Raw genomic sequence first — 23593 nt, forward strand, 5'->3', positions numbered from 1 at the left:
CCGGCCTTTGTCTCACAGACCTCAGCCCGGACGATAGCGGTCCATCACCGCGTCCAGCCCGTCATTGGTGATCTCGGGGTTGGCGGCCTGCAGGCAGGGCAGAAGCACCGCCTTGTTGGCCTCTTCCTGCGCCCTGGTTGGTTTGAAATCCGGGTCCGGTTCGACGTTGTAGAAGCAGGCGATGAACTGGTCCTGCGACACCCCGAGATCGGCGGCGATCAGCTCGGTCGGCCGGTTCGGATCGTTGCGCAGCTGCGCCTGGGCAAGGGCCGCCCCGGTCGCTCCCAGGGTCAGAACAAACGTCATCGTGGCCATGCGGGTCATGTTGTCCTCCCGTCGCAATGCCCAGAAAGAACGCGCCGGCCCGGCAGTTCCGTCGCCGCGCGCGGGCTCACGCCTCGGGCTTTGGCGATACCGGTGCCGCCGCGCCGACCCGTGGCGTCGGGCTGCCGGCCAGGATCGCCACGCAGATCACCATCAGCCCCGCCGACAGCAGGAAGGGCGCACCGGGGGCGTAGATCGGCGCCCCCTCGCGGGTGAAGGCCCAGAACACCGGGGTCAGGATCAGCGGCGCCAGGGCCATCGCCACCGCCGAGACGGAACCGAGCACCCCCTGCAACTCGCCCTGCTGGTCGTCCGGCGTGGCATTGGCCATCAGCCCCTGGATCGCCGGTCCCGCCACCCCCGACAGGGCCGAAACCGGAGTCAGCGCCAGCGCCCAGCTGCCCGAGCGGATCAGGCCGAGCAGGACAAAGACCACCGTATCCAGCATCATGCCGTAGATTCCGGTCCTGGTCTCGCCCCAGGCCCGGATCGCCGGGGCGACCAGAAAGGCCTGGGTCAGGGCCATGCTCAGCCCGAAGATGGTCAGCGAGATCCCGATCCACCAGCCGTCCCAGCCAAAGCGGGCGGCGCCGTAATAGGACCAGATCGCGGGGTAGGAGGTCATCGCCAGGGTGAACAGGAAGATCAGCACGAGATAGCGTCTCAGCCCCGGCAGCCGGCCGATCGCCCGGAAGGCCGCCAGCGGATTGGCGCGGCGCCAGGAGAAGGCCCGACGCTTGCCGGGTGCAAGGCTTTCGGGCAGGGCCAGGCAGCCAAAGACGAAATTGACCCCGGCCAGCGCGGCGGCAATCGCGAACGGCGCCCTGATGTCGATCACCGAGGCGGCCCCGCCGATCATCGGCCCGAGGACAAAGCCGATGCCGAAGGCGGCGCCGATCAGGCCGAAGTTGCGTGCCCGCGCTTCCGGGGCCGAGACATCGGCCACATAGGCCGTCGCCGTGGCGGCGGTGGCGGCGGTGATCCCGGCGATGATCCGTCCGGCCAGCAGCAACCAGACGCTCTGCGCCAGGGCCATGACCGCATAGTCCAGTGCCATTGTCGCCAGCGCGATCAGCATGATCGGCCGCCGCCCGTAGCGATCCGACAGATTGCCGATCACCGGGCCGAAGACGAATTGCATCACCGAGAAGGCCGCTGCCAGCACCCCGCCCCAGACCGCCGCATTGGCCAGCCCCTCGTGCAGCACATCGCGCATCAGGTCCGGCATCACCGGGAAGATCAGCCCGATCCCGATCGCGTCCAGCGCGACGGTCAGCAGGATGAACACCAGGGCAAGGGGCATCGGTCGGGGCTCCGCGGGCAGCGCGCCCGTCCGGCGCTCTTACCCGTGCCCCGGTGCAGAGAAAAGCGTTTCCTGGCTACAGCGCCGCCGCCGCCCGGGCAAAGGCCCGCGCCTCGGCCGGGGCCTGGCCCAGCTGCGCCGCCTCGGGGAAGACCAGATCGGGCCAGCGGGCCCGCGCCTCGGCGACCAGATGCCGGGAGCTGCCGGCGATCTCCGCGACCAGCGCCTTGACCGCCGCCTGCGCCTCGGGGCGGGGCATCCGCGCCGCCAGGGCGAAGCTCAGCGCCTCGGCATGGATCAGGCCCGAGCCGTCGTCGAGCAGCGCCGCCATCCGGTCCGGGTCGGGGCGCGCGGTCTCGGTCAGTTCCAGCGCCGCGCTGGTGGCCCGCCCGGTGGCCAGCAGCAGGCCCGGCAGGCTCAGCCATTCGGTGATCCAGGCGGCGCCGTCCCTCTGCTGCCGGTGCAGGGCGCCGCCCTGCAGCGTCGCCGCCAGTCCCAGCCCGTAACGGGCCAGCGCCACCAGCACCGAGGGCAGCACCGGATTGACCTTCTGCGGCATGGTCGAGGAGCCGCCGCCCAGGCTCAGCCGCAGCTCGCCGATGCCGGACTGGGTCATGGTCAGCGCATCCTCGCCCAGCTTGCCCAGGCTTCCCAGCACCAGCGCCAGCCAGCCCGCCAGCTCGCCGATCCGGTCGCGCCCGGCGTGCCAGCTGGCGCCGGGGTCGCTCAGCCCCAGTTCGGCGGCCAGCGCGGCGCGGACCTTCGGCCCCTCGGGCCCCATCGCCGACAGGGTGCCGGCCGCGCCCGAGAGCGAGACGCAGAGCAGCCGCCCGCGCAGCCCTTCCAGCCGTTCCAGATGCCGCAGCAGCGGCGCCCCCCAGCCGGCCACCACCGCGCCGAAGGAGGTCGGCGTCGCGATCTGGCCATAGGTCCGCGCCGCCATCGGCATCTCGGCATGATCCGCCGCCATCCGGCCCAGGGCCTTGGTCAGCGCCACCAGCCTGCCTTCGAGAATGGCCAGGGCCTGGCGCAGCCGCAGCATCTGGCCGGTCTCGGAAATGTCCTGCGAGGTGACGCCCCAATGCAGGTAGCGGGCATGATCCGGCGCCTGCAGGACCTTGCGCATCGTTTCGACCAGCGCCGGGACCGGCACCGCGCTGCGCCCGGTCTCCTCTGCCAGCGCCGCCGGATCGATCTGGATTTCCATCGCCGCCCGGTGCAGGAAGCTGCCCGCCGTCTCGGGGATCAGGCCGAGCCGGCCCTGGACCAGCGCAAGGGTCCCCTCGACCAGCATCATCGCCCGCAATTCGGCGCTGTCGGTGAACAGCCGGGCGATCTCGGGATCCCCCAGAAGGTCGCGGTAGATGGCACTGTCGAACGGGGTGGCAGGCACGGGCGCCTCCTCTTTACCTTGAAAATATCCCGGGGGGCCGCAGGCGGGGGCAGAGCCCCCTCTCAGGCCGCCACCGGGCGCAGACCCAGTATGTCGCGCGCCTGCTGCCAGGTGGCAACCGGGCGCCGATACCTGTCGCACAGCTCCACCGTGCGGCGCACCAGCGCGGCATTGGAGGGCGCCAGCGTCTCGCGGTCCAGTTTCAGATTGTCCTCCAGCCCGGTGCGGCAATGGCCGCCCAGGGCGATGCACCATTCGTTCAGCCGGATCTGTGCCGCACCGATTCCCGCGGCGCACCATTCGGCATCGGGGGCCAGCCGGTTCAGCGTCTCGATGTAGAAATCGAACACCGGCCGGTCTACCGGCATGGCGTTCTTCACACCCATGACGAACTGCACATAGAGCGGCCCCGCCAGCCGCCCGTCCTGCTGCATCCGCGCCGCCTGCAGGATATGCGACAGGTCGAAGGCCTCGATCTCGGGCTTCACCCCGTAGGCCCGCATTTCCGAGGCCAGCCAGTCCACGAGGTCGGGCGGGTTCTCGTAGACCCGGGTCGGGAAGTTGTTCGAGCCGACGGTGAGCGAGGCCATGTCGGGGGCCAGCGGCAGCATCCCGCCGCGCGCCCGTCCCGCGCCCGAGCGGCCGCCGGTGGACAGCTGGACGATCATCCCGGGGCAGTGTTTCTCGATTCCCGCCTTCAGCTCCGCGAACAGCTCGGGGTCCGAGGTCGGTGCGCCCCGGGCGTCGCGGACATGGCAATGCGCGATGCTGGCGCCGGCCTCGAAGGCCTCATGGGTCGATTCGATCTGTTCGGCGATCGTCACCGGCACCGCCGGGTTGTCTTCCTTGGTCGCGACCGAGCCGGTGATGGCGACGCAGATGATGCAGGGTTTGGTCTGTGGTTTGGTCTGTGGGGATTGGGTCACTGGGCGATCCGGTTCAGGACTTGGGCCAACCCGTCCGGGTCGGCGAAGAAGGGTGAATGGCCGCAGGTCATCTCGTGGACCCGTTCGGCGGGCCAGTCGCGCGACATCACGGCCTGCGCCTCGGGCGCGATGACCCGGTCGGCAAGGCAGCGGACATAGTCGCGCGGAAGGCTGTGGTAGCGGTCGGTCAGGGCCAGCGGTTCCTGCGTCGGCCGGATCGGCTCGGGGCAGAGATGCTGGCGGGCATAGGCCGTCGTTCCGGCCGGGCAGTCGTGGTAGAACAGCGGTTCCAGCGCCGGCTCCGAGAACTCGGTCGCCAGCCCGTCCGCGGTGAAGTCTATGGCCGCCTTCAGCGACCCGGTGACCGAGGCCCGGCGCAGATCGTGCAGCGAGCGCCCGGCGACCGGGGCGAAGGCGGTCAGATAGACAAGCCCGGCGAAGGCCCCGGGCGCGGCCTCTCCGGCAGCGGAAATCCAGAGCCCGCCCATCGAGTGGCCGACCAGCAGCGGCGGACTTCCCGCGCGCGCCGCCGCGAGGATGGCCCCGACATAGGCCGCCAGCGTCGCTTCGGCCCGCGGTGTCGGATCGGTGCCATGCGCCGGCAGGTCCAGTGCCGTCACCCGATGGCCACGGCCCTGAAGCTGCGGCACCAGGTCGCGCCAGCACCAGGCGCCGTGGCAGGCGCCATGAACCAGAAGGATATCGGTCATCACATGTCGAGAAAGACGGTTTCGCCGGGCCCTTGCAAGCGGATATCGAAGCGATAGGCACCGGGGCCGGTCCGTTTCGCGATCAGGGTCTCGACCCGCTCGCGATGCTCGATCCGGCCCAGAAGCGGGTCGGCGCCGTTGTCCTCGTCGTCGAAATAGATCCGGGTCTGCAGGCCGATGTTGATGCCGCGTGCCACGATCCACAGCGCGATATGCGGCGCCTGCATCCGGCCATCGGGCCAGGGAACCGCGCCCGGCTTGACGGTGCGCAGGCGAAACTCTCCGGTCTCGCCGTCGGCGGCAAAGCGGCAGAACCCGTTCACTTCGGGGTCGGCGCCCGGCTGGCCGGGAAACACCCCGGCCGCGTCCGGCTGCCAGCTTTCGATCATCGCGTCGCGCAGGGCCATGCCGGTGCCGTCAAGGACCGAGCCGGTGATCTCGATCACCTCGCCCTTCGGATTGTCGCCGATGGCGCGCAGGCCGAGGTCTTCGGGATAGATCCCCGCCAGCCCGGCGAAGGAGGGGATGCAGCCGATATGCACATAGGGGCCGCCGGTCTGCGACGCGGTTTCTCTCAGTCGGTTCAGGGGCTGGGTCATCTTACATCCCGTCCTTGCGATTTTCGAAGAATGTCTGCCGGGTGCCGCGCAGCACCACGTCGAACTTGTAGGCGAGGAAATCCATCGGCCGCGACGCCGCCATGTCCAGCGGCGCCACCAGCGCCTCGAGCTGGCCGCGATCCTTGACCGTCGCCGCGATCGGGCAGAGCGCGATCAGCGGGTCGCCCTCGAAATAGAGCTGGGTGATCAGCCGCTGCGCGAAGGCATGGCCGAAGATCGACATATGGATATGCATCGGCCGCCAGTCGTTGCCCCGGTTCGGCCAGGGATAGGCGCCGGGCCGGATGGTCAGGAACTGGTAATAGCCCTGCTCGTCGGTCAGGGTCCGGCCGCAACCGCCGAAATTCGGATCGAGCGGCGCGAAATAGCTGTCCTTCACATGCCGGTAGCGGCCCCCGGCATTGGCCTGCCAGATTTCCACCAGGGTGTTCGGCACCGGCCGGGCGTTTTCGTCCAGCACCCGGCCATGAAGCAGGATGCGCTCGCCGATCGCCGGGCTTTCGCCGCGGGTCCAGTTCAGGATCAGATTGTTGTCCAGGGGGCCGATCAGCCCGTGCCCGAAGGTCGGGCCGGTCTCTTCGGTGATGCTCGAGTCCAGCGCCAGCAACGGCAGGTTCGGCGAGCGGGTGACGCTCGTCTTGTAGCCCGGATCTAGGGCGGGCGGATGCGCGCTGCGGTCACGGGGGATCAAGCTCATGTCTTTGCCTCCATTTCTTCGTAGATCGTCTTGGCCAGCTTGATGGCATGGTTGGCGCGCGGGACCCCGGCGTAGATCGCGACATGCAGGAGCACGTCCAGGACGTCCTCGCGCGTGGCCCCGGTGTTGGCGGTGGCCCGTAGGTGCAGTTCGAATTCCTCGAAATTGCCCAGCCCGGCCAGCAGCGCCAGGGTGATCAGCGAGCGCTCGCGCAGCGGCAGCGTGCCGCGCGACCAGGTATGGCCCCAGGCGGCGTCGGTGATCAGGTCGATGAAGGGCGCCTCCCAGGCGTCGGGATCGGCGCGCGAGCGATCGACATGGGCATCGCCCAGCACCCGGCGCCGGGTCGCGTCCCCGGCCTTGCGCTGCGGCGAGGTCGCGTCAGACATGGCCGATCTCCTGCAGGAAGACGCTCAGCAACTCGGCATAATCCTCGGGCTTCTCCACGCAGGGCAGGTGCCCGGCGCCGCGGATCAGGCGAAAGCGGCTGCCCTTGATCAACTCGGCCGTCTCGCGCACCAGATCGGGCGGGGTCGAGCCGTCTTCCGACCCGGCAATCGCCAGGGTCGGCAGGGTCAGCGCCGCGGTGGTGCTGTAGAAATCGGTGCCCTGGATTGCCGCCGAGCAGCCGGCATAGCCATCGACCGGCTGGCGTTCCAGCATGTTCTTCCACAGCATCATCTCGGGCTTGTCGCGGAAGGCGCGCGAGAACCAGCGCACCATGACTTCCTTCGACAGGCTCGCGATGCCCTCGGCATTGACCTCGGCAATCCGCCGGTCCCAGATCTCGGCGGTGCCGATCTTGGTGGCGGTGTTCGACAGAACCAGCGCCCGCACCAGGTCCAGCCGCTTCACCGCCAGCCCCTGCGCGATCAGCCCGCCGATCGACAGACCGACAAAGACCGCATCCTTGATCTCGAGGAAATCCATCAGCCGTTCGGCATCGCCGACCAGCTGTCCCATCCGATAGGGCTGTTTCGGCGCGCTGGTCAGCCCGTGGCCGCGCATGTCGTAACGGATGTAGCGGCAAGAGGCGGGCAGGAGCGGCAGCACCTTGTCCCAGAGCCGCAGATCGGTGCCGAGCGAATTGGCAAAGACCACCGGCGGCCCGGAGGCGGGCCCGGTATCAGTGTAATGGACGCAGAGTCCATCGAGAACGGCGACCTGCATGATTTTCTCCCTAGAACGGTAGACCTACGTAGTTTTCCGCCAGCGCGGTCTGTGCGGCGGTGGACTGTTCGAGATAGGCCAGCTCGCTGTCCTGCATCTTCTGTGCGAAGCCGCCGCCATCGGGGAACCGGTGCAGCATCGTCGTCATTGACCAGGAGAAGCGCTCGGATTTCCAGACCCGTGCCAGGGCGCGTTCGGAATAGCTGTCCAGTGCCCGCGAGTCGCCCTGATAGTGCCGGGTCAGGCCGTCATGCAGGTAATGCACGTCCGAGAATGCCAGGTTCAGCCCCTTGGCGCCGGTCGGCGGCACGATATGCGCCGCGTCGCCGACCAGGAACAGCCGGCCCCATCGCATCGGCTCGGCGACGAAGCTGCGCAGCGGCGCAATGCTCTTCTCGACCGAAGGGCCGGTGACCAGCGCCTCGGCCGATTCGGTCGGGATCCGGCGGCGCAGTTCCTCCCAGAAGGCGCTGTCCGTCCAGGCCTCGACCCGATCCCCGAGCGGCACCTGCAGATAGTGGCGCGACAGCTGGTCGGACCGCATCGAGCAGAGCGCGAAACCACGTTCGTGATTGGCATAGATCAACTCGTCCGAGACCGGCGGGGTCTCGGAGAGGATGCCGAGCCAGCCGAACGGATAGACCCGTTCGTATTCGCGCAGAACCTCGGCCGGAATCGCCTGGCGCGAGGGGCCGTGGAACCCGTCGCAGCCGGCAACAAAATCGCAGTCGATCCGATGTTCGGCGCCGTCCAGGGTATAGGTGACATAGGGCGCATCGCTGTCGAGATCATGCGGCGCGACGCCCTCGACCCCGCAGATCACCGGATCGCCGGCCGCATCGCGGGCCTCGTAGAGGTCGCGGGTCACCTCGGTCTGTCCCCAGACCATCACCGACTTGCCCGTCAGTTTCTTGAAATCGATCCGGAATCCCTTGTTCCGGGAGGCCAGGTAGATGCCTTCGTGAACATGGCCCTGCGCATCCATCCTTGCCCCGACTCCGGCCAGGCGCAGCAGTTCGACGCTGCCCCATTCCAGCACCCCGGCACGGATCCGGCCCAGCACATGGGCGCGGCTCCTGCGTTCCAGCACCACCGAGGCGATGCCGACCCGATGCAACAGCTGCGCCAGAAGCAGCCCGGATGGTCCACCGCCGATGATGCAGATCTGCGTGCGCACGAACGCCCTCCCTGGGCGCCCAGAGTGCCAATTGTAGTTTGCAGTGTCAACTAAGTGAGGCCGGATGCCGCCTCGGGCCGCAAGCCCCACCCTGCCGCCGGCCACCGGCGCAGATGCTCTCGCACGGATCGGGACAACTCGCGGGATGCCAGCGGTGCGGAAAAGTTACGGCGGCCCGCATAATGAGTGCGGGCCGCCGTAACCAGATGTCGAAATGGAGTCTTCCAAACAGTCGTCTGGTGCCGAGAATACGTCACGCGCGGCCCCCCGTCGGAGCCTGTCGCCGAAATACCGGGCGCGGTCGTCTGCAATGCAATCGTCTGTAACTGAGCGCACTCTAGCCGCAGCGGCGCCGCGGCCCCAGTCCGGGAAACCATACCCCGCCGGGGGTTGAATCGCGCCGCGGCCGCATTCCGGCGCCGCTCAGACCCCGCTGCCGAACCGGGTCAGCGCCTCGGCCAGCATTTCGGGGTCCGCGTTGCCGCCCGAGGCCACCACGATCACCGCGTCGCCCTCGATCTCGTCGGCGCGGAACAGTGCCGCCGCCAGCGCCGCCGCGCCGCCCGGCTCGACCCCGATCTTCAGCCGCACCAGCGCCGCCGCCATCGCCTGCAGGGCCTCGTCATCGCTGACGCTCAGCCCGGGGCCGCAATGGGCCTTCAGGATCGGAAAGGTCAGATCGCCCGGCTGCGGGGTGATGATCGCGTCCTGGATCGACCCGGTCAGCCGCTCGTTGCGCCGGATTTCCCCGGCGGCCAGCGAGCGTTTGACATCGTCGAAGCCCTGCGGCTCGGCCGGGCGAACCCGCAGCCCGGGCGCGTCGGCGGCCAGCGCCAGCGCGATTCCCGAGGTCAGCCCGCCGCCCCCGCAGGGCACCAGCACGTCCGCCTTGGTGACGCCAAGCGCCGCAGCCTGGGTCGCGATTTCCAGCCCCGCCGTGCCCTGTCCCGCGATCACCTGCGGATTGTCGAAGGGCTTGATCAGGGTCAGCCCGCGTTCCTCGGCCAGCGCCGCGCCCAAGGCATCCCGATCCTCGCTGGCGCGGTCGTAAAGCACGACCTCGGCGCCCAGGGCCCTGGTATTCGCGATCTTCAGCGCCGGCGCGTCGCGCGGCATCACGATCACCGCCGAAACCCCGGACAGCGCCGCCGCGCGCGCCACGCCCTGCGCATGGTTGCCCGAGGAAAAGGCGATCACCCCGCGGGCCCGCACCTCGGGGTCCAGCGCGCTCAGCGCCGACCAGGCGCCGCGAAACTTGAAACTGCCGGTCTCCTGCAGGCATTCCGCCTTGACCAGCACCCGCCGCCCGGCCGCCGCGTCCAGAAAGGGCGAGCTCAGCATCGGGGTTTCGCGGGCCCGTCCCCTGAGCCGTTCGGCAGCGGCGCGGATCATTTCGATATTCATGGCATCAACTCCAGCCAGGCGGTGATTGCGGCCAGAGACTCCGGCTCGTCCAGAAAGGGGATATGGCCGCGGTCCGGCACCTCGGCAAAGATCATGTCGGGCCGGCGGCGGCGCATCTCGGCGGCGGTCTCGCGGCCCAGAAGGTCCGAGTTCGCGCCCCGCAGCAGGGCCAGCGGCAGGCCCTCGAACGCGTCGAACAGCGGCCAGAGATCGGGCTGCGGGCCTTCGAAGGCCGCCAGCACCGCCTCGCGCAGGCGCGGATCATAGGTCAGGCCCAGGCCTGTCCCGGTCTGCACCGTGTGATGCGAGACTTCCTCGGCCCAGCGTGAAGCCGGAACACCAACGAACTCGGGAAACAGCCCCGGCATCGCCGCTGCCATCTCGGCCTGGCTGCGGAACTTGGGCGCCCGGCCGATATAGGCCTTGATCTTGTCCAGCCCGCCCTTTTCGATCACCGGGCCGACATCGTTCAGGCAGACACCCAGCAGCCGGTCCTTGGCAAAGCCGGCCAGCCCCATGGCGATCAGCCCGCCGCGCGAAGTGCCCAGCACCGCGGCCTTGTCGATGCCCAGATGATCCAGCAAGGCCAGCGCGTCCTTCGCCTCGACCGGGGGGGTATAGGTCGCGGGATCGGCATGGGCCGAGCTGCCGCGGCCCCGATAATCGGGCCGGATCAGCCGCAGGGGCGGAAGATGCGGCACCAGGTAATCGAAATCGCGCCCGTCCCGGGTCAGCCCGGCCAGGCACAGCAGCGGCAACCCGGCCCCTTCGTCCCGATATGCAAGACGGGTGCCGTCGGCGGCGTCGAAATATTTCAGGCTCATAGGGTCTCCACGAGGTCGGGAATGCCGGTCAGGTCGCGCAGCTGGTGGCCGGGCCGGGCGGGCAGGCGGTCAACCGGCTCTCCGGCGCGATTGACCCAGACGCTGGCAAAGCCGAACCCGGCACCGAAGGCCACGTCCCAGCCGTTCGACGAGACGAACAGGACTTCGGGCGCTGTGCAGCCGAAGGCTTCGGGCACCAGGGCATAGACCGAGGGATGCGGCTTGAAGACCCGGGTGCTTTCGACCGAGAGCACATGGTCGAGACTGGCGCCGATGCCGGCCGAGGCGACGGCGCCCTCCAGCATCTCGGGCGAGCCGTTCGACAGGATGCCGGTGCCGTAGCCGGCGGCCTTCAGCGCGGTCAGCATCGCGGGCACTTCCGGATAGGCCGGAAGCTCCCAGTAGAGTGCCAGCAACCGCGCCCGCAGGGCAGGATCGTTCAGGCCGGCGGCCTCCATCGACCAGTCCAGCGCGTCCTGTGTCACCTGCCAGAAGTCGCAATGCTGCCCGGCGGCGGCGCGCAGCCAGGAATAGCCCAGCTGCTTGGCCCGCCAGTCGGCGGCCAGGCGCGGCCAGAGCTCGGCCAGTTGGTCCTGTCCCGGCTCGGCCGCGGCCAGGCGGGCGGCGGCTGCGACATCGAACAGGGTACCGTAGGCGTCGAAGACGCAGGCGCGAATGGTCATGGGTAGGGCCCCTTTCGTGGCAGAGACTGGCGCGGCCTCGGGGCAGGTGCAAGGGCGATTGCCCGTCACAAATCCGCGCAGCGGGGCCGGAACCGGCTCGGCAACCGTGGCGGGGGGCTAGAGAGTCGCGGTCACGATCAGCGCGCCGCCCGAAACATGGGTGGCCAGCAGCGCGCACCAGGCGGCAAAGGCCAGCCCCGCCTCGCGGGCCGACATCGCATGGGTGCGGGGCCGGCTGGGCCGCAGAAGCAGGCCCAGAATGCCCAGTGCGGCGACGAAATAGGTCCAGGGAAGCCCGGTCGAGAGTCCGGCCAGGCCCAGTCCGGCCACCGCCGAGGCGACCGCCAGATAATGCACCGAGGGCGACAGCACCCGCGCCACCGCCTCGATTGTCCGGCCACCGTCCAGCAGCCGGAACGGCAGCAGGTTCAGCACGTTCAGCAGGCACAGGCTGAAGGTCAGCGCCGCCAGGAAGTCGGCCGCACCGGGGGCCAGATCCTGCAGTGCCAGGGTCAGCGCCAGGGTCAGCACCATCGGCGCCACCGCCAGCCCGGGCCCCATCAGCGCGTGAAAGGTCGCCTCGCCGTCATGGTCGAAACTGTCGTGAATTTCGGGATTCAGCGCCGGGAATAGCCGGAATGTCGCATCCCCGCGGCCGATGATCCTGAGCGCCAGCCAATGCCCGGCCTCATGCAGCAGCAACGCCAGTATGACCGACAAGCCGTTGATCGGGCCGAACAGCAGCGCCGCACCGCAGCTCAGCACGAATCCGGTCAGCACACCCAGCCCGTCGAACCCTTCCAGGGCGACACGGCCGCCCGACACAAAACCCTGCCGGAGCCCGACAATGGACAGCAGGCACAGCAAGGCTGCGCAGAGAATCAACAACATTCGGACATGTCCCCCCGGACATAGGCTGGCTCTGTGGCTAGGGGGCAATTGTGGCAAAATCTGGGCAATACCGGCAGAATTGGGGCGGAAATTCTTTGTTTCGCGGGCCGGCGAAAACCCGCGTGTTCGGCTGACAGCGCCGCAAAAACCTCTAGACTGGCCGGACGTCAATTTCGGGCGTCAGAGAACGGAGGGCGCATGGCCGCCAGCAACAGATTTTCGCTTTCCGGCTTCGTCCGACGCCGCCGGCCCTGGGAGGCGATCACCATTCCCTTCATCTTCGCGATGATCATTCCCTTCGTCTTTCTCGACCTGGCGGTAACGATTTATCAACGCTTCAGTTTCCCGCTCTACGGCATCCCGGTTGTGCGGCGCCGCGACTACATCGTCATCGACCGGCACCGGCTGAGCTACCTGCATTTCATGCGCAAGCTCTGGTGTGTCTACTGCGGCTACTGCAACGGCGTGCTGCCCTATGTGCAGGAGGTCGCGGCCAGGACCGAGCACTACTGGTGCCCGGTCAAACATGCCCGGATGCCGAAGGACGCGCATCGGTTCCAGAAGGATTTCCTGCCCTATGGCGAGGGAGAGGATTTCCTGAACAACTGGTTCGACATGCGCGACAAGGCGCGGGCCTGTGAGGATTGCGACAGCTGCGGCCCCGACGCCGCGGCGCCCGGGGCCCGGGTGGCCTCGGTCAGCCCAGATTCTCGGGCTGCAGCATTCCCAGGACGTGATAGCCGCCGTCCACGTGAATGATGTCGCCGCTGGTCGAGGCTGAATAGTCCGAGCACAGCCAGACCGCCGCGCCGCCGACATCCTCCAGCGTCGGATTGGCGCGCAGCGGGGCGTTCATCTCGGTCGCCTTGAAGGTCTTGCGGGCGCCGCCGATCGCCGCGCCGGCCAGGGTCCGCATCGGCCCCGGCGAGATCGCGTTGACCCGGATCCGGTCCGGCCCCAGATCGTTCGCCAGATAGCGCACCGCCGCTTCGAGCCCTGCCTTCGCCACCCCCATCACGTTGTAATAGGGCATGACCTGCTGCGACCCCTGGAAGGTCAGGGTCAGGATCGAGCCGCCCTGCGGCATCAGCTGCGCGGCCCGCCGCGACAGGTCGATCAGCGAATAGCAGGAGATCGCCATCGAGGTCTTGAAGTTCTCGAGGCTGGTGTTGATGAAACGGCCCGACAGCTCGCTCTTGTCCGACCAGGCAATCGCGTGGATCAGGAAATCCAGCGTGCCCCATTCGTCCTTCAGGGTCTGGAACCCGGTATCGAGCGAGGCTTCGTCGGTCACGTCCATGTCCAGCAGCAGCGGAGTGCCCAGGCTTTCGGCCAGCGGCCGGACCCGCCTTTCGAAGGCTTCGCCCTGGTAGGAGAACGCCAGTTCGGCGCCCTCGGCGGACAGGGACTTGGCGATGCCCCAGGCGATCGAGTGGTCGTTTGCCACCCCCATCACCAGCCCGCGCTTGCCCCGCATCAATTCAGCCATGTCGGATCACTCCCGATATCTGGACAGCAGCATCGAGCCGTTGGTGCCGCCGAAACCGAAACTGTTGGTCATCACGGTGTCGAGCCCCGCCGAGTCGACACGGGTCGTGGCGATCTCGCCGGGGTCGATGGCCGGGTCGAGCGTCTCGACATTGATCGAGGGGGCAATGAAATCATGTTGCAGCATCAGCAGGCAGTAAATCGCCTCCTGCGCACCGGTGGCACCCTGGCTGTGGCCGGTCATCGACTTGGTGGAAGAGACCGGCGGCGTAGTGCCCCGGCCGAAGACCCGGCGCACCGCCTCGATCTCGCCGACATCGCCGACCGGGGTCGAGGTGCCATGTGCGTTGATGTAGCCGACCTTGCGGTCCTCGGGCAGGGTGGCCAGGGCCAGCCGCATCGCCCGCTCGCCGCCTTCGCCCGACGGCGCGACCATGTCATGCCCGTCCGAGGTGGCGGCATAGCCGGTGACCTCGGCATAGATTTTGGCGCCGCGGGCCTTGGCATGTTCCAGCTCTTCCAGAACCACGATCCCGCCGCCGCCGCCGATCACGAAACCGTCGCGGTCGGCGTCGAAGGCGCGCGAGGCCTTCTCCGGCGTGTCATTGTATTTCGACGACATCGCGCCCATCGCGTCGAACAGGCAGGACAGGGTCCAGTCCAGCTCTTCCGCGCCACCGGCAAACATCACGTCCTGCTTGCCCAGCATGATCTGTTCGGCCGCGTTGCCGATGCAATGCAGGCTGGTCGAGCAGGCCGAGGTGATCGAATAGTTGATGCCCTTGATCCTGAAGGCGGTGGCGAGGTTGGCCGAGATCGTCGAGGACATGCATTTCGGCACTGCGAAGGGCCCGATCCGCTTGGTCCCGCCCGAGTTCAGCACCGTCTGATGTGCCGCGAACATGGCGCTGGTCGAAGGCCCGCCCGACCCGGCCACAAGCCCGGTGCGCGGGTTGACGATGTCGCTCTCTTCCAGCCCGGCGTCGGCGATCGCCTGGGTCATCGCGATATAGCCATAGGCCGCACCGGGGCCCATGAAGCGCAGGGTGCGCTTCTCGACATGGTCGGTCACGTCCAGCTTCAGATCGCCGGCGACCTGGCTGCGGAACCCGCGTTCGGCCATGTCGGCATTGGCGGTGATGCCGGATCTTCCGGCCTTGAGCGATTCCAGGACCTCGTCGACGTTGTTGCCGATCGACGAAACGATCCCCAGCCCGGTGATGACGACGCGGCGCATGGCGCACTCCTAACCTGCCCTTCGGATCAGCTTTCCGACAGGGCGACCTTCATGTCTTTGACGAGATAGATGGTTTCGCCGTCGGCTTCGACCCGTCCGTCCGCGACGCCCATGGTCAGGCGGCGGGTCTGGATGGCCTTGGTGAAATCGACGAAATAGGTGATCCGCTTGCGCTCGGGCCGGACCATGCCGGTCAGCTTGACCTCGCCCACCCCCAGAGCATAGCCGCGCCCCTGCCAGCCGCGCCAGCCCAGGTTGAAACCGGTGAGCTGCCATAGCCCGTCCAGTCCCAGGCAGCCGGGCATGATCGGGTTGCCGGGGAAATGGCACTTGAAGAACCACAGGTCGGGATGGATATCGAACTCGGCCACCACATGGCCCTTGCCGTGTTCGCCCTCGTCACCGCTGATGTCGGTGATCCGGTCCATCATCAGCATCGGAGGTTCGGGCAACTGCGCATTGCCGGGGCCGAACAACTCGCCGCGGGCGCATTTCAGCAGGCCCTCCTTGTCAAACTGACGCGGATATTCCGCCATAAACCCGATGCTCCCCAAAGCTGCGGCGCGACCAGAGCCGGCTCCGCATTTGTTTCCAACCCTGTAACATCCGTGAAACCGGCCGCGCAAGGGCGCGGCTCTCGGGCGGGGCCGATGGACCCCGCGCAGCCGTGATGGCCGGAACGATTGAATTTCCGGTGAATTCAGCCGTAGAGTGGCAATGGAAGCAGGGACGGAGACCAATGGAGCAATCCGCAGTCACTCGGGGTGTGGCATGGCTGGCGGGGGCGGGCCTGCGCCCGACCCGGCAGCGCGTGACGCTGGCGACGTTGCTGGTCGGCGACGGGCGTGACCGGCATGTTTCGGCGGAAAGCCTGTTCGAGGCGGCCCGCGGCGCCGGGCACAGTGTGTCGCTGGCGACCGTCTACAACACGCTCCGGGCCTTCTGTCAGGTCGGGCTGGTGCAGGAGATCACCGTGGACGGGTCGAAGAGCTATTTCGACACCCGCACCGACGATCACCCGCATTTCTACTGGGAAGAGACCGGCGAGCTGACCGATGCCCCGGCCGCCGACCTGCGGGTCGCACGGCTGCCGGAGCCGCCGCCGGGGACCGAGATTGCCAAGCTCGACATCGTGATCCGCCTGCGCCGCAGCGCTGCCGGTCGCGGGCAGGGGCCGGAAACCTCTTCTTAAGCAAACTGCGCAACCCTGCGCGGGCCGCTGCCAGAAGGGCCGCCCGCCATGTTTCGCGCATATCCCGCCGTCTTCCTGACCCTGCTGCTTGCCAGCGCCCTGCCTGTCCGGTCCGAGCGGGGCGGGGTGACGCTCGGCTGGCTGGTCGCGCCGGCCCCCGATCCTGCCGCCGCCACCGCGCCCCCCGTGACAGGCGCGGCGCTGTTGCCCGTCTCCGGTGCTGCGCTGACCCGGGGCGCAGGCGGGCAGGATCGCACCGATGCCGCCGCCATGCGCCTGTCGCTGGGCGCCGCCTTCGATGCCGAGGTACTGCGCTACCGCCGGAGCCGTCCGCTGCCCGAACGTCCGGATGACGCCGCCGCCTTCCGCGCCCTGGGCATCTCCGGCCTGCGCGACCTGATCGCCAGCGTCGAATCGGGCCGGGCGGGCTATGACGCGATTCACCATGCGGCGACGCGGCTGCCGGCCAAGAGACCCAGCCGGATGACCATTGCCGAAATCCGGCAATGGATCGCCGACACGCCCGGTCAGCATCACGCCATCGGTCGCTATCAGGTGGTGCCCAAGACCCTGCGGATGCTGACCGCCCGGCTGAATGTCCCCGAAACCGCGGTCTATTCCCCGGCCCTGCAGGATCGCTTCGCCGATGCGCTTCTGGCCGATGCCGGGCTGGCCGAGTTCCTGGCCGGCACCCTGGACCGCGACCGCTTCATGACCAATGTGGCGACGATCTGGGCCGGGCTTCCGGCCCCGGACGGCCGGTCGGTCTATCACGGCATCGCCGGAAACCGCGCCGGGATGAGTTGGGCCGACTACCGGGACCGGCTGGCCGAGGTCTTCCCGCGCTGACCCGCGGCTTGCCGCCCGCCGCGCCGCTGCCTATCCTCTCCGCCGAGGACGACCTCGACCCGCCCAGCGGGTGCCAGCAGCCGGGACGACCCGCGCCCATTCTCGCGGAGCCTTGCATGCGCAGCCCCTTCGACCGAATTCGCCAGGCCGTCAGCTTCGAGCTGATCGGCCTGATCCTCGTCACCACGCTCGGCGCCGCCGTCTTCGACCATGGCGCGGCGGAACTCGGCGGCATCGCCGTCATCGGCGCGACCCTGGCGATGCTGTGGAACTACCTCTACAACCTCGGCTTCGATCACCTGCTGCTGCGGACCCGGCGCAGCACAAGGAAGACGCTGCCGCTGCGGGTGGTCCATGCGCTGGCATTCGAGGCCGGGCTTCTGCTGGCGATGATGCCGATCATCGCCTGGTGGCTGGGCGTCGGCCTGATCGAGGCGCTGGTGATGGACCTCGCCTTCGCGGGCTTCTACCTGGTCTACGCCTTCCTCTTCACCTGGGCCTATGACCGGCTGTTTCCGGTGCCCGATCCCGCGCCCCGGTCGTTCAGAACCACTGCCCCGGCTCCATCAGACCGAGATCCAGCAACTGCTGCGAATGCCATTCGAAATCGGTCGAATTGTGCCAGGTGAAGGTCTGGATGTCGAAGGTCGATCCGGCATTGGTCTTCAGCGCCTTGGCGGTGCGGAAACTGCCGATCGCCACGGTGATGTTGTGATGCCAGGGGCAGGCGTAGGTGTTGTATTCCTCGTCGTTGAACGTGTGATCGTCGCGCAGCTTCAGCCCCGGCTTGGCGCGGAAGATCGAGATCCGGTCGATCTTGCGGCGCGGCTCGGGGATATGTTCCTCGAACCGCCAGCGCAGCCCGCCGTAGAAGTTCAGTTGCCGTTCCTTGGGGTGGTTGTGATTGTCCGGATCGGGCCGGGCCAGCGCGTAATAGCCCGACCGGTCCAGATGTGCGTCCTCCAGGCTGACGGCATTCGGATACTCCTCCAGATCGTCGGCATAGAGGTCGATCACATAGGTCAGCACCGAATCGCGCCGCTCTTCGGTCTGGAAGGTCAGCATCTCGCCGATGGTCCGGGTCTCCGAGAACGGGTAGAACAGGTATTCGGCGTTGTAGCAGTAATAGAGCCACAGCCCCGGGGCCGCCGCGATCACCGCGTTGACCGCCGTTTCCAGGGCCTGTTCGCGGGCCATGTCATAGTCGATCCGGTGAATCTCGGCGTCCAGCTTGTCCGGCAGTTCCAGCTCGACCGGGGCAAAGACCAGCATCTGCCGGAACCCCAGCCTGCGGTGATGCCGGATCGTGGTATCGACCTCGACTAGGTCCTCGACAAAGACCATCGCCACCGGCCCCCTGGCCAGCGCGGCCTTGCCGGTCTTCAGGAAGGTCTCGAGGCTGTTGTAGCGCATCGGTTCTCCCGTTCGGGGCCATGCAGGCGCATGGCGGTCTGGCCAGGGCGCCGCCGGGCATCCGGAACGATCACTCTCGGGCCAGCGCCCAAGGATGCCGCAAGGCCGGACCGGAAGGCAAGGGCCGGCGGCCGGATCGGCCGGTCTTGCCGTCCGCCGGGCGCCGGCGGCACGGTTGCCCGACCCCGGGCTTTCGGCTAAGTCGCAGACTTGCCCGGAGGCCGCGCGATGTCCGATCCCAAGACGCCAGATCCCAAGAAGCTCTACATCAAGACCTACGGCTGTCAGATGAACGTCTATGACAGCGAGCGGATGGCCGAGGCGCTGGCGCCCTCGGGCTATGTCACCACGGATCAGGCCGACGAGGCCGACATGATCCTGCTCAACACCTGCCATATCCGCGAGAAGGCCGCCGAAAAGACCTATCACGAGCTTGGCCGTCTGCGCCCGCTGAAGGAGGAGCGGCCCGACCTCAGGATCGGCGTGACCGGCTGTGTGGCCCAGGCAGAAGGTGCCGAGATCATCGCCCGCCAGCCGCTGGTCGATCTGGTGGTCGGCCCGCAAAGCTATCACCGGCTACCCGAAATGCTGGCCCGCGGCATCGCGGTCGAGACCGAGTTCCCCGAAGAGGACAAGTTCGACCGCCTGCCGCAGCGGCCGAAGGCGCAACGCGGCCCGACCGCCTTTCTGACCGTGCAGGAAGGCTGCGACAAGTTCTGCGCCTTCTGCGTCGTGCCCTATACGCGAGGTGCCGAGGTCTCGCGTCCGGTCGAACGCATCCTGGCCGAGGCCCGCGATCTGGTGGACCGCGGGGTGCGCGAGATCACCCTGCTGGGACAGAACGTCAACGCCTACCACGGGGATGGCGAGGGCGGAGACTGGGGCCTTGCCCGGCTGATCCGCGAGCTTGCCCGGATCGACGGGCTGGAGCGGCTGCGCTATACCACCTCGCATCCCAACGACATGGACGACGACCTGATCGCCGCGCATGGCGACGAACCGAAGCTGATGCCCTATCTGCATCTGCCGGTGCAATCGGGATCGGACCGTATCCTCAAGGCGATGAACCGGCGCCACACCGCCGCCGACTATCTGGCGCTGGTCGAGCGGATCCGCGCCGCCCGGCCCGACATCCTGCTGACCTCCGATTTCATCACCGGTTTCCCGGGCGAGACCGAGGCGGATTTCCAGGCCACGATGGACCTTGTCGAGGCGGTCGGTTTCGGCACCGCCTTCACCTTCCGCTATTCGGCCCGGCCGGGCACGCCTGCGGCCGAGAAACCGCCGGTGCCCAAGCCCGAGGCCGAGGATCGGCTGCACCGGCTTCAGGCCCTGATCGCCCGCCAGCAACGCGCCGCGCAAGAGGCGATGGTGGGCCGCGAGGTCGGGGTGCTGTTCGAAAAGCCGGGCCGCCAGGCCGGGCAGTTGGTCGGCAAGTCGGACCATCTCCACGCCGTCCATGTCGCCGGCCCCGACGCCAGGATCGGTGATCTTGCCCGGGTCAGAATCATCGCCTCCGGCGCCAATTCGCTGCAGGGCCAGCTGATCTGACCGGGCCGCTCGCGCGAAAGACAGCCGGCGCGCCGCCCGGGAATTCTGTCCGAATTGTGGCATAATCTGGACAATCCGGGGACGGTCTTGGCACTGATGCTCCGACGGACACAATATCTGGTAATTGTCGCTTTCAAATCCCCTGAAACTTGGTAGCATTCGCCCCATGCTGTGAGGGGGCTGCGGTGGATTGCCGCGTCAGGAGTCCTGCAAGGATGAGAAAGGGCAAGCCGTGGTAGGCATGATCTTGCGCAAGGCCGGACGCGCGCTGATGGCCGGCGGGCTGGCGCTGGTGGCCGCGTTGGTGGTTTCGGTCGTGCCGGCCGCCGCGGATGACGGCCAGGCCGTCAAGGGGCAGAAATATGTTCCGACCATCTGGATCGATCCCGATGGCTGCGAGCACTGGGTGATGGACGATGGCTGGGAGGGCTATATGGACATCCGCCTGACCCGCGACGGAAAGCCGGTCTGCCACCGTTCGGAAGTCTGCGGCGTGATGAGCACCGACCAGCTCTTCGCCACCGACAAGTACTCGATCTCGGCTTCGGGCCGCGCGGCGCTGCAGCAGTTCTTCAAATCGGCGCAGGCCTATGGCTTCCTGGTGATCGGGCATACCGACAGCCGCGCCAGCGATGCCTACAACATGCGCCTCAGCCAGAACCGCGCCAATGCGGTCGCCGCGGTCGGCCAGTCGGTCGGCGCCAGGATCGTCGGAGTCCGGGGCATGGGCGAGCGTGAGCCGCGCGCCAGCAACGCCACCGCCGCCGGGATGCAGCAGAATCGCCGCGTCGAAATCGTCTGCATCAAGTAAGGGGGCAGGTTCATGACACTGACCAAGACAATCGCCCTGATCGCCGTTGCCGCAGGGCTTGCCGCCTGCGACATCCCGAAACAGGACAAGACCGTCGACAACTGGGTCGACAAGAAACATCTCAGCCAGCTCAAGGCCGGAATCTGGGTCGATCCCACCGGCTGCGATCACTGGATCATCGACGATGGCGCCGAGGGCTATCTGTCGCAGCGGCTCGACCCTTATGGCAAGCCGGTCTGCTCGGGCGTCGCCCCGCCCTCGACAGCGGTCGGCCCCTACCGGTCCGGCACATCGGTTTCGGACCCGGTCTGAGTGACGCCTGAATTTCCATCGCACGGCCGCCGGATGCCCTCTGGCGGCCGTTTGCGTTGCGGCAGGCGCTTCTGTTGCGGAAGTTTCACAAAAGCGGTGCTTGCGCTGCCGCCCGGCAGGCGTCAGCATCGGACCATGAGACCAGTCACGGCCACCTTCTGACGGAGAGATTGTTGGGATTAAGCGCGTTCACATCACCGCCCGCACCGGATGCTGCCCACGAGACGCTTCTGGAGTTCCCCGACAATCGCCTGCTGATCGGCCTCTGCGGAGAGCATGATCGCAACCTCGCCCAGATCGAACAGCGCCTGTCGGTGCAGATCATCCGCCGCGGCAACCAGCTTGCGGTGATGGGCGCGCGCGGCGACCGGTCGCGGGCCGTGTCCCTGCTGCAGTCGCTCTATGCGCGGCTGGAAGCCGGGCGCGAGCTGGATGCCGGCGACATCGAGGGTCATATCCGCATGGGCGAGGAAACCACCGCCGACCAGTTGCAGATGTTTCCCGGCGGCAGGTTCGAACTGCGCACCCGCAAGAAGCATGTCGAACCCAGGACCGAGGCGCAGAAGGCCTATGTCGGCAATCTTTTCACCCATGACCTGAGCTTCGGCATCGGCCCGGCGGGCACCGGCAAGACCTATCTGGCGGTGGCGGTCGGGGTGACGATGTTCCTCGGCGGCCATGTCGACAAGATCATCCTCAGCCGTCCGGCGGTCGAGGCGGGTGAGCGGCTGGGCTTCCTGCCCGGCGACATGAAGGACAAGGTCGATCCCTACATGCAGCCGCTCTACGACGCGCTGAGCGACTTCCTGCCCGGCAAGCAGATGCAGAAACTGATGGAAGACAAGCAGATCGAGATCGCGCCCCTGGCCTTCATGCGCGGCCGCACCCTGTCGAACGCCTTCGTGGTGCTGGACGAGGCGCAGAACGCCACCGCGATGCAGATGAAGATGTTCCTGACCCGTCTGGGAGAGGGCAGCCGCATGGTCATCACCGGCGACCGCAGCCAGGTCGATCTGCCCAAGGGCATCGCCTCGGGCCTCAGCGAGGCCGAGCGGCTGCTCGACGGGATCGACGCGATCAGCTTCAACTACTTCACGTCGAAGGATGTGGTCCGGCACCCGCTGGTGGCGCGGATCATCGAAGCCTACGACGCCGGCGGCGCCTGACGGGCATGGCCGATCTCGTCGAACTGGTGGTCGAGGACGACCGCTGGGCCGGGCTGGACCTCCCGGCTCTGGCAGAGAGGGCCGCGCGCGCGGCGCTGGCCGAACTGGGGCTTCCGCCCGAAGGTTTCCTGATCGCGCTGCTCGCCGCCGACGATGCCCGCATCGCCGCGTTGAACGCCGATTTCCGTGGCAAACCGCAGCCGACCAATGTGCTGTCCTGGCCCTCGGAAGAGCGCGGCGCCGCCCCGGGAGAGCGCCCGGACCTGCCCGAACCCGGGCCCGCCGACGATCCGGAAGAGCTGGGCGACATCGCGCTGGCCTGGGAAACCTGTGCGCGCGAAGCCGCCGAGGCCGGCAAGCCGCTGCCGGAACATCTGAGCCATCTGGTCGTGCACGCGGTGCTGCATTTGCTGGGATATGACCATCAGCACGATGCAGATGCGGAACTGATGGAAGGAATCGAAGTGCAGGCCCTTGCCCGAATGGGGTTCGAGGACCCATATTAGAGCCGGGCCGGATTTCGGGCCCGTACCTTGGAAAGGACCCATGGGAGACGCCGAAGAAGGGTCGTCTGAAGGCGAAAGCCCGGACGACCAGCGAAGAACCGGGCAGCGCGGCTTTTTGAGCCGGATCATCGGTGCCCTCAGCCCTCAAGACAACGAGACAGTCGCGGCCCCGGCCGTGAACGGCAATCACGCTGCGCCTCTGTCCCTGCCGGGACTGGGCAATCTGCGCCGTTTGCGTGTCGAGGACGTGATGATCCCGAAGGCCGAGATCGTCTCGGTCCCCCTGGACGTCAAGAAAGACGCCCTGGTCAAGGTCTTCTCGGACAGCGGCCTGACCCGGCTGCCGGTCTACGAAGGCACGCTCGACACCCCGGTCGGGCTGATCCACCTCAAGGATTTCGCCCTGATGCACGGCTTCACCGGCCGCGCCCGGCCCGCCTTCGCGCTGAAGGAGATGCTGCGACCGCTGCTCTTCGTGCCGCCGTCGATGCCGCTGGGCGTCCTGCTGCAGAAGATGCAGGCCGAGCGGATGCACATGGCGCTGGTGATCGACGAATATGGCGGCGTTGACGGTCTGGTGACGATCGAGGATCTGATCGAGCAGGTGGTGGGAGAGATCGAGGACGAACACGACGTGGCCGAGGACCCCTCGTTCGTTCAGGAAAAGCCGGGCGTCTATTTCGCCAAATCGACGACCCCGCTGGACGAATTCGAACTCGAGGTCGGGCGCAAGCTGGCCGATGCCGAGGACGAGGAAGAGATCGACACATTGGGCGGCCTGGTCTTCATGCTGGCCGGCCATGTTCCGGCACGGGGCGAGGTGGTGCTGCATCCCGACGGGCATGAGTTCGAGGTGGTCGAGGCCGATCCGCGCCGGATCAAGCGGCTTCGGGTGCGGATGAAGACGCCGGACAATGCGATCCAGTAGCGCGGTGCCGGCCGGTTG

Annotated in this window: 28 protein-coding genes; 10 read left to right on the forward strand and 18 right to left on the reverse strand. The window is 67.7% G+C overall.

All coding sequences use genetic code 11. The features are described from left to right. Window positions 1–21 precede the first annotated feature (21 nt). The 14 genes from NUW50_RS00630 to NUW50_RS00695 all read right to left on the reverse strand — a co-directional run bounded on the left by NUW50_RS00630 (window position 22) and on the right by NUW50_RS00695 (window position 12122). Window positions 22–324, reverse strand: a complete 303-nt coding sequence (locus NUW50_RS00630; RefSeq protein WP_258287116.1) for a hypothetical protein — start codon at window positions 322–324, stop codon at window positions 22–24. Window positions 325–391: 67 nt separating this feature from the next. Continuing rightward, window positions 392–1627 (reverse strand): TCR/Tet family MFS transporter, encoded by a 1236-nt coding sequence (locus tag NUW50_RS00635; RefSeq protein ID WP_258287117.1) that lies wholly within the window; start codon window positions 1625–1627, stop codon window positions 392–394. 76 nt (window positions 1628–1703) lie between these two features. Further along, on the reverse strand, window positions 1704–3020 hold the full coding sequence (locus NUW50_RS00640; RefSeq protein ID WP_258287118.1) for a class-II fumarase/aspartase family protein: 1317 nt from the start codon (window positions 3018–3020) through the stop codon (window positions 1704–1706). A gap of 62 nt (window positions 3021–3082) precedes the next feature. Next, a complete protein-coding gene (locus tag NUW50_RS00645) occupies window positions 3083–3946 on the reverse strand; it encodes a 3-keto-5-aminohexanoate cleavage protein (protein ID WP_258287119.1) in 864 nt (287 codons plus the stop codon). Next, a complete protein-coding gene (locus tag NUW50_RS00650) occupies window positions 3943–4656 on the reverse strand; it encodes an alpha/beta fold hydrolase (protein WP_258287120.1) in 714 nt (237 codons plus the stop codon). The genes NUW50_RS00645 and NUW50_RS00650 overlap by 4 nt, the downstream gene beginning before the upstream one ends. Beyond that, window positions 4656–5255 (reverse strand): protocatechuate 3,4-dioxygenase subunit alpha, encoded by a 600-nt coding sequence (gene pcaG / locus NUW50_RS00655; RefSeq protein WP_258287121.1) that lies wholly within the window; start codon window positions 5253–5255, stop codon window positions 4656–4658. Before pcaG ends, NUW50_RS00650 begins: the two co-directional genes overlap by 1 nt. 1 nt (window position 5256) lies before the next feature. Continuing rightward, window positions 5257–5973, reverse strand: coding sequence for a protocatechuate 3,4-dioxygenase subunit beta (pcaH, locus tag NUW50_RS00660; protein WP_258287122.1), 717 nt, complete (start codon window positions 5971–5973; stop codon window positions 5257–5259). Next, window positions 5970–6362: a 4-carboxymuconolactone decarboxylase gene (gene pcaC, locus NUW50_RS00665; RefSeq protein WP_258287123.1), complete on the reverse strand. Its 393-nt coding sequence runs from the start codon at window positions 6360–6362 to the stop codon at window positions 5970–5972. Before pcaC ends, pcaH begins: the two co-directional genes overlap by 4 nt. Beyond that, the gene (gene pcaD, locus NUW50_RS00670) at window positions 6355–7143 is read right to left on the reverse strand and encodes a 3-oxoadipate enol-lactonase (RefSeq protein WP_258287124.1); all 789 of its coding nucleotides are present in this window, start codon (window positions 7141–7143) and stop codon (window positions 6355–6357) included. Before pcaD ends, pcaC begins: the two co-directional genes overlap by 8 nt. 10 nt (window positions 7144–7153) lie before the next feature. Continuing rightward, the gene (gene pobA / locus NUW50_RS00675) at window positions 7154–8320 is read right to left on the reverse strand and encodes a 4-hydroxybenzoate 3-monooxygenase (protein ID WP_258287125.1); all 1167 of its coding nucleotides are present in this window, start codon (window positions 8318–8320) and stop codon (window positions 7154–7156) included. Between the two features lie 423 nt (window positions 8321–8743). Next, window positions 8744–9724, reverse strand: coding sequence for a threonine ammonia-lyase (locus NUW50_RS00680; protein WP_258287126.1), 981 nt, complete (start codon window positions 9722–9724; stop codon window positions 8744–8746). Next, window positions 9721–10548 (reverse strand): alpha/beta fold hydrolase, encoded by an 828-nt coding sequence (locus tag NUW50_RS00685; protein ID WP_258287127.1) that lies wholly within the window; start codon window positions 10546–10548, stop codon window positions 9721–9723. The genes NUW50_RS00680 and NUW50_RS00685 overlap by 4 nt, the downstream gene beginning before the upstream one ends. Beyond that, window positions 10545–11231 (reverse strand): haloacid dehalogenase type II, encoded by a 687-nt coding sequence (locus NUW50_RS00690; RefSeq protein ID WP_258287128.1) that lies wholly within the window; start codon window positions 11229–11231, stop codon window positions 10545–10547. The genes NUW50_RS00685 and NUW50_RS00690 overlap by 4 nt, the downstream gene beginning before the upstream one ends. Before the next feature lie 117 nt (window positions 11232–11348). Continuing rightward, a complete protein-coding gene (locus tag NUW50_RS00695) occupies window positions 11349–12122 on the reverse strand; it encodes a hypothetical protein (protein ID WP_258287129.1) in 774 nt (257 codons plus the stop codon). 198 nt (window positions 12123–12320) lie between these two features. On the opposite strand from NUW50_RS00695, the gene NUW50_RS00700 reads away from it, so the two are divergent. Beyond that, complete coding sequence (locus NUW50_RS00700) at window positions 12321–12881, forward strand: hypothetical protein (protein ID WP_258287130.1); 561 nt, start codon at window positions 12321–12323, stop codon at window positions 12879–12881. Here the strand turns inward: NUW50_RS00700 and NUW50_RS00705 are convergent. From NUW50_RS00705 to fabA, 3 genes are read right to left on the reverse strand one after another with little or no spacing between them, the layout of a single operon-like run. Further along, the gene (locus NUW50_RS00705) at window positions 12820–13611 is read right to left on the reverse strand and encodes an enoyl-ACP reductase FabI (protein WP_258287131.1); all 792 of its coding nucleotides are present in this window, start codon (window positions 13609–13611) and stop codon (window positions 12820–12822) included. The genes NUW50_RS00700 and NUW50_RS00705 overlap by 62 nt on opposite strands. A gap of 6 nt (window positions 13612–13617) precedes the next feature. After that, window positions 13618–14847 (reverse strand): beta-ketoacyl-ACP synthase I, encoded by a 1230-nt coding sequence (gene fabB / locus NUW50_RS00710; protein ID WP_258287132.1) that lies wholly within the window; start codon window positions 14845–14847, stop codon window positions 13618–13620. A gap of 26 nt (window positions 14848–14873) precedes the next feature. Continuing rightward, window positions 14874–15383: a bifunctional 3-hydroxydecanoyl-ACP dehydratase/trans-2-decenoyl-ACP isomerase gene (fabA, locus tag NUW50_RS00715; RefSeq protein WP_258287133.1), complete on the reverse strand. Its 510-nt coding sequence runs from the start codon at window positions 15381–15383 to the stop codon at window positions 14874–14876. A 203-nt stretch (window positions 15384–15586) separates the two neighbouring features. Here fabA and irrA point away from each other — a divergent pair, with 203 nt between their 5' ends. The 3 genes from irrA (at window position 15587) to NUW50_RS00730 (ending at window position 17517) form a co-directional block, all read left to right on the forward strand. Continuing rightward, window positions 15587–16039: an iron response transcriptional regulator IrrA gene (gene irrA, locus NUW50_RS00720; RefSeq protein WP_258287134.1), complete on the forward strand. Its 453-nt coding sequence runs from the start codon at window positions 15587–15589 to the stop codon at window positions 16037–16039. Window positions 16040–16087: 48 nt separating this feature from the next. Continuing rightward, complete coding sequence (locus NUW50_RS00725; RefSeq protein ID WP_258287135.1) at window positions 16088–16888, forward strand: hypothetical protein; 801 nt, start codon at window positions 16088–16090, stop codon at window positions 16886–16888. Window positions 16889–17004: 116 nt separating this feature from the next. Further along, complete coding sequence (locus tag NUW50_RS00730; RefSeq protein ID WP_338001337.1) at window positions 17005–17517, forward strand: PACE efflux transporter; 513 nt, start codon at window positions 17005–17007, stop codon at window positions 17515–17517. On the opposite strand, the gene NUW50_RS00735 is transcribed toward NUW50_RS00730, so the two are convergent. Further along, window positions 17432–18301: a glycosyltransferase family 2 protein gene (locus tag NUW50_RS00735; protein ID WP_258287136.1), complete on the reverse strand. Its 870-nt coding sequence runs from the start codon at window positions 18299–18301 to the stop codon at window positions 17432–17434. The two genes, NUW50_RS00730 and NUW50_RS00735, sit on opposite strands and share 86 nt — an antisense overlap. Before the next feature lie 228 nt (window positions 18302–18529). Between NUW50_RS00735 and miaB the strand changes: the two genes are divergently transcribed. From miaB to NUW50_RS00765, 6 genes are all read left to right on the forward strand, one after another. After that, window positions 18530–19852 (forward strand): tRNA (N6-isopentenyl adenosine(37)-C2)-methylthiotransferase MiaB, encoded by a 1323-nt coding sequence (miaB, locus tag NUW50_RS00740; protein ID WP_258287137.1) that lies wholly within the window; start codon window positions 18530–18532, stop codon window positions 19850–19852. 241 nt (window positions 19853–20093) lie between these two features. Beyond that, window positions 20094–20663, forward strand: coding sequence for an OmpA family protein (locus NUW50_RS00745; RefSeq protein WP_258287138.1), 570 nt, complete (start codon window positions 20094–20096; stop codon window positions 20661–20663). A 12-nt stretch (window positions 20664–20675) separates the two neighbouring features. After that, on the forward strand, window positions 20676–20975 hold the full coding sequence (locus tag NUW50_RS00750; RefSeq protein ID WP_258287139.1) for a hypothetical protein: 300 nt from the start codon (window positions 20676–20678) through the stop codon (window positions 20973–20975). A gap of 173 nt (window positions 20976–21148) precedes the next feature. Next, complete coding sequence (locus NUW50_RS00755; protein WP_258287140.1) at window positions 21149–22141, forward strand: PhoH family protein; 993 nt, start codon at window positions 21149–21151, stop codon at window positions 22139–22141. 5 nt (window positions 22142–22146) lie between these two features. Continuing rightward, window positions 22147–22647 (forward strand): rRNA maturation RNase YbeY, encoded by a 501-nt coding sequence (gene ybeY, locus NUW50_RS00760; RefSeq protein WP_258287141.1) that lies wholly within the window; start codon window positions 22147–22149, stop codon window positions 22645–22647. A gap of 40 nt (window positions 22648–22687) precedes the next feature. Continuing rightward, window positions 22688–23575 carry a hemolysin family protein gene (locus NUW50_RS00765; RefSeq protein ID WP_258287142.1) on the forward strand — a complete coding sequence of 296 codons (888 nt, stop codon included), beginning with the start codon at window positions 22688–22690 and terminating at the stop codon, window positions 23573–23575. Window positions 23576–23593: the final 18 nt, after the last annotated feature.

The organism is Frigidibacter sp. ROC022 (assembly GCF_024723735.1).
In the GTDB taxonomy this organism is placed as follows: Bacteria; Pseudomonadota; Alphaproteobacteria; order Rhodobacterales; family Rhodobacteraceae; genus SLM-1.

Coding starts and splice junctions, on each gene's coding strand:
- miaB (WP_258287137.1), top strand. CDS start 18,530: ATGTCCGATCCCAAGACGCCAGATCCCAAGAAGCTCTACATCAAGACC.
- NUW50_RS00635 (WP_258287117.1), bottom strand. CDS start 1,627: ATGCCCCTTGCCCTGGTGTTCATCCTGCTGACCGTCGCGCTGGACGCG.
- fabA (WP_258287133.1), bottom strand. CDS start 15,383: ATGGCGGAATATCCGCGTCAGTTTGACAAGGAGGGCCTGCTGAAATGC.
- NUW50_RS00735 (WP_258287136.1), bottom strand. CDS start 18,301: ATGCGCTACAACAGCCTCGAGACCTTCCTGAAGACCGGCAAGGCCGCG.
- pcaH (WP_258287122.1), bottom strand. CDS start 5,973: ATGAGCTTGATCCCCCGTGACCGCAGCGCGCATCCGCCCGCCCTAGAT.
- NUW50_RS00745 (WP_258287138.1), top strand. CDS start 20,094: ATGATCTTGCGCAAGGCCGGACGCGCGCTGATGGCCGGCGGGCTGGCG.
- NUW50_RS00685 (WP_258287127.1), bottom strand. CDS start 10,548: ATGAGCCTGAAATATTTCGACGCCGCCGACGGCACCCGTCTTGCATAT.
- irrA (WP_258287134.1), top strand. CDS start 15,587: ATGGAGCAATCCGCAGTCACTCGGGGTGTGGCATGGCTGGCGGGGGCG.
- pcaD (WP_258287124.1), bottom strand. CDS start 7,143: ATGCAGGTCGCCGTTCTCGATGGACTCTGCGTCCATTACACTGATACC.
- NUW50_RS00680 (WP_258287126.1), bottom strand. CDS start 9,724: ATGAATATCGAAATGATCCGCGCCGCTGCCGAACGGCTCAGGGGACGG.
- pcaG (WP_258287121.1), bottom strand. CDS start 5,255: ATGACCCAGCCCCTGAACCGACTGAGAGAAACCGCGTCGCAGACCGGC.
- NUW50_RS00705 (WP_258287131.1), bottom strand. CDS start 13,611: ATGGCTGAATTGATGCGGGGCAAGCGCGGGCTGGTGATGGGGGTGGCA.
- fabB (WP_258287132.1), bottom strand. CDS start 14,847: ATGCGCCGCGTCGTCATCACCGGGCTGGGGATCGTTTCGTCGATCGGC.
- NUW50_RS00730 (WP_338001337.1), top strand. CDS start 17,005: ATGCGCAGCCCCTTCGACCGAATTCGCCAGGCCGTCAGCTTCGAGCTG.
- pcaC (WP_258287123.1), bottom strand. CDS start 6,362: ATGTCTGACGCGACCTCGCCGCAGCGCAAGGCCGGGGACGCGACCCGG.
- ybeY (WP_258287141.1), top strand. CDS start 22,147: ATGGCCGATCTCGTCGAACTGGTGGTCGAGGACGACCGCTGGGCCGGG.
- NUW50_RS00630 (WP_258287116.1), bottom strand. CDS start 324: ATGACCCGCATGGCCACGATGACGTTTGTTCTGACCCTGGGAGCGACC.
- NUW50_RS00650 (WP_258287120.1), bottom strand. CDS start 4,656: ATGACCGATATCCTTCTGGTTCATGGCGCCTGCCACGGCGCCTGGTGC.
- NUW50_RS00725 (WP_258287135.1), top strand. CDS start 16,088: ATGTTTCGCGCATATCCCGCCGTCTTCCTGACCCTGCTGCTTGCCAGC.
- NUW50_RS00690 (WP_258287128.1), bottom strand. CDS start 11,231: ATGACCATTCGCGCCTGCGTCTTCGACGCCTACGGTACCCTGTTCGAT.
- NUW50_RS00700 (WP_258287130.1), top strand. CDS start 12,321: ATGGCCGCCAGCAACAGATTTTCGCTTTCCGGCTTCGTCCGACGCCGC.
- NUW50_RS00765 (WP_258287142.1), top strand. CDS start 22,688: ATGGGAGACGCCGAAGAAGGGTCGTCTGAAGGCGAAAGCCCGGACGAC.
- NUW50_RS00695 (WP_258287129.1), bottom strand. CDS start 12,122: ATGTTGTTGATTCTCTGCGCAGCCTTGCTGTGCCTGCTGTCCATTGTC.
- NUW50_RS00750 (WP_258287139.1), top strand. CDS start 20,676: ATGACACTGACCAAGACAATCGCCCTGATCGCCGTTGCCGCAGGGCTT.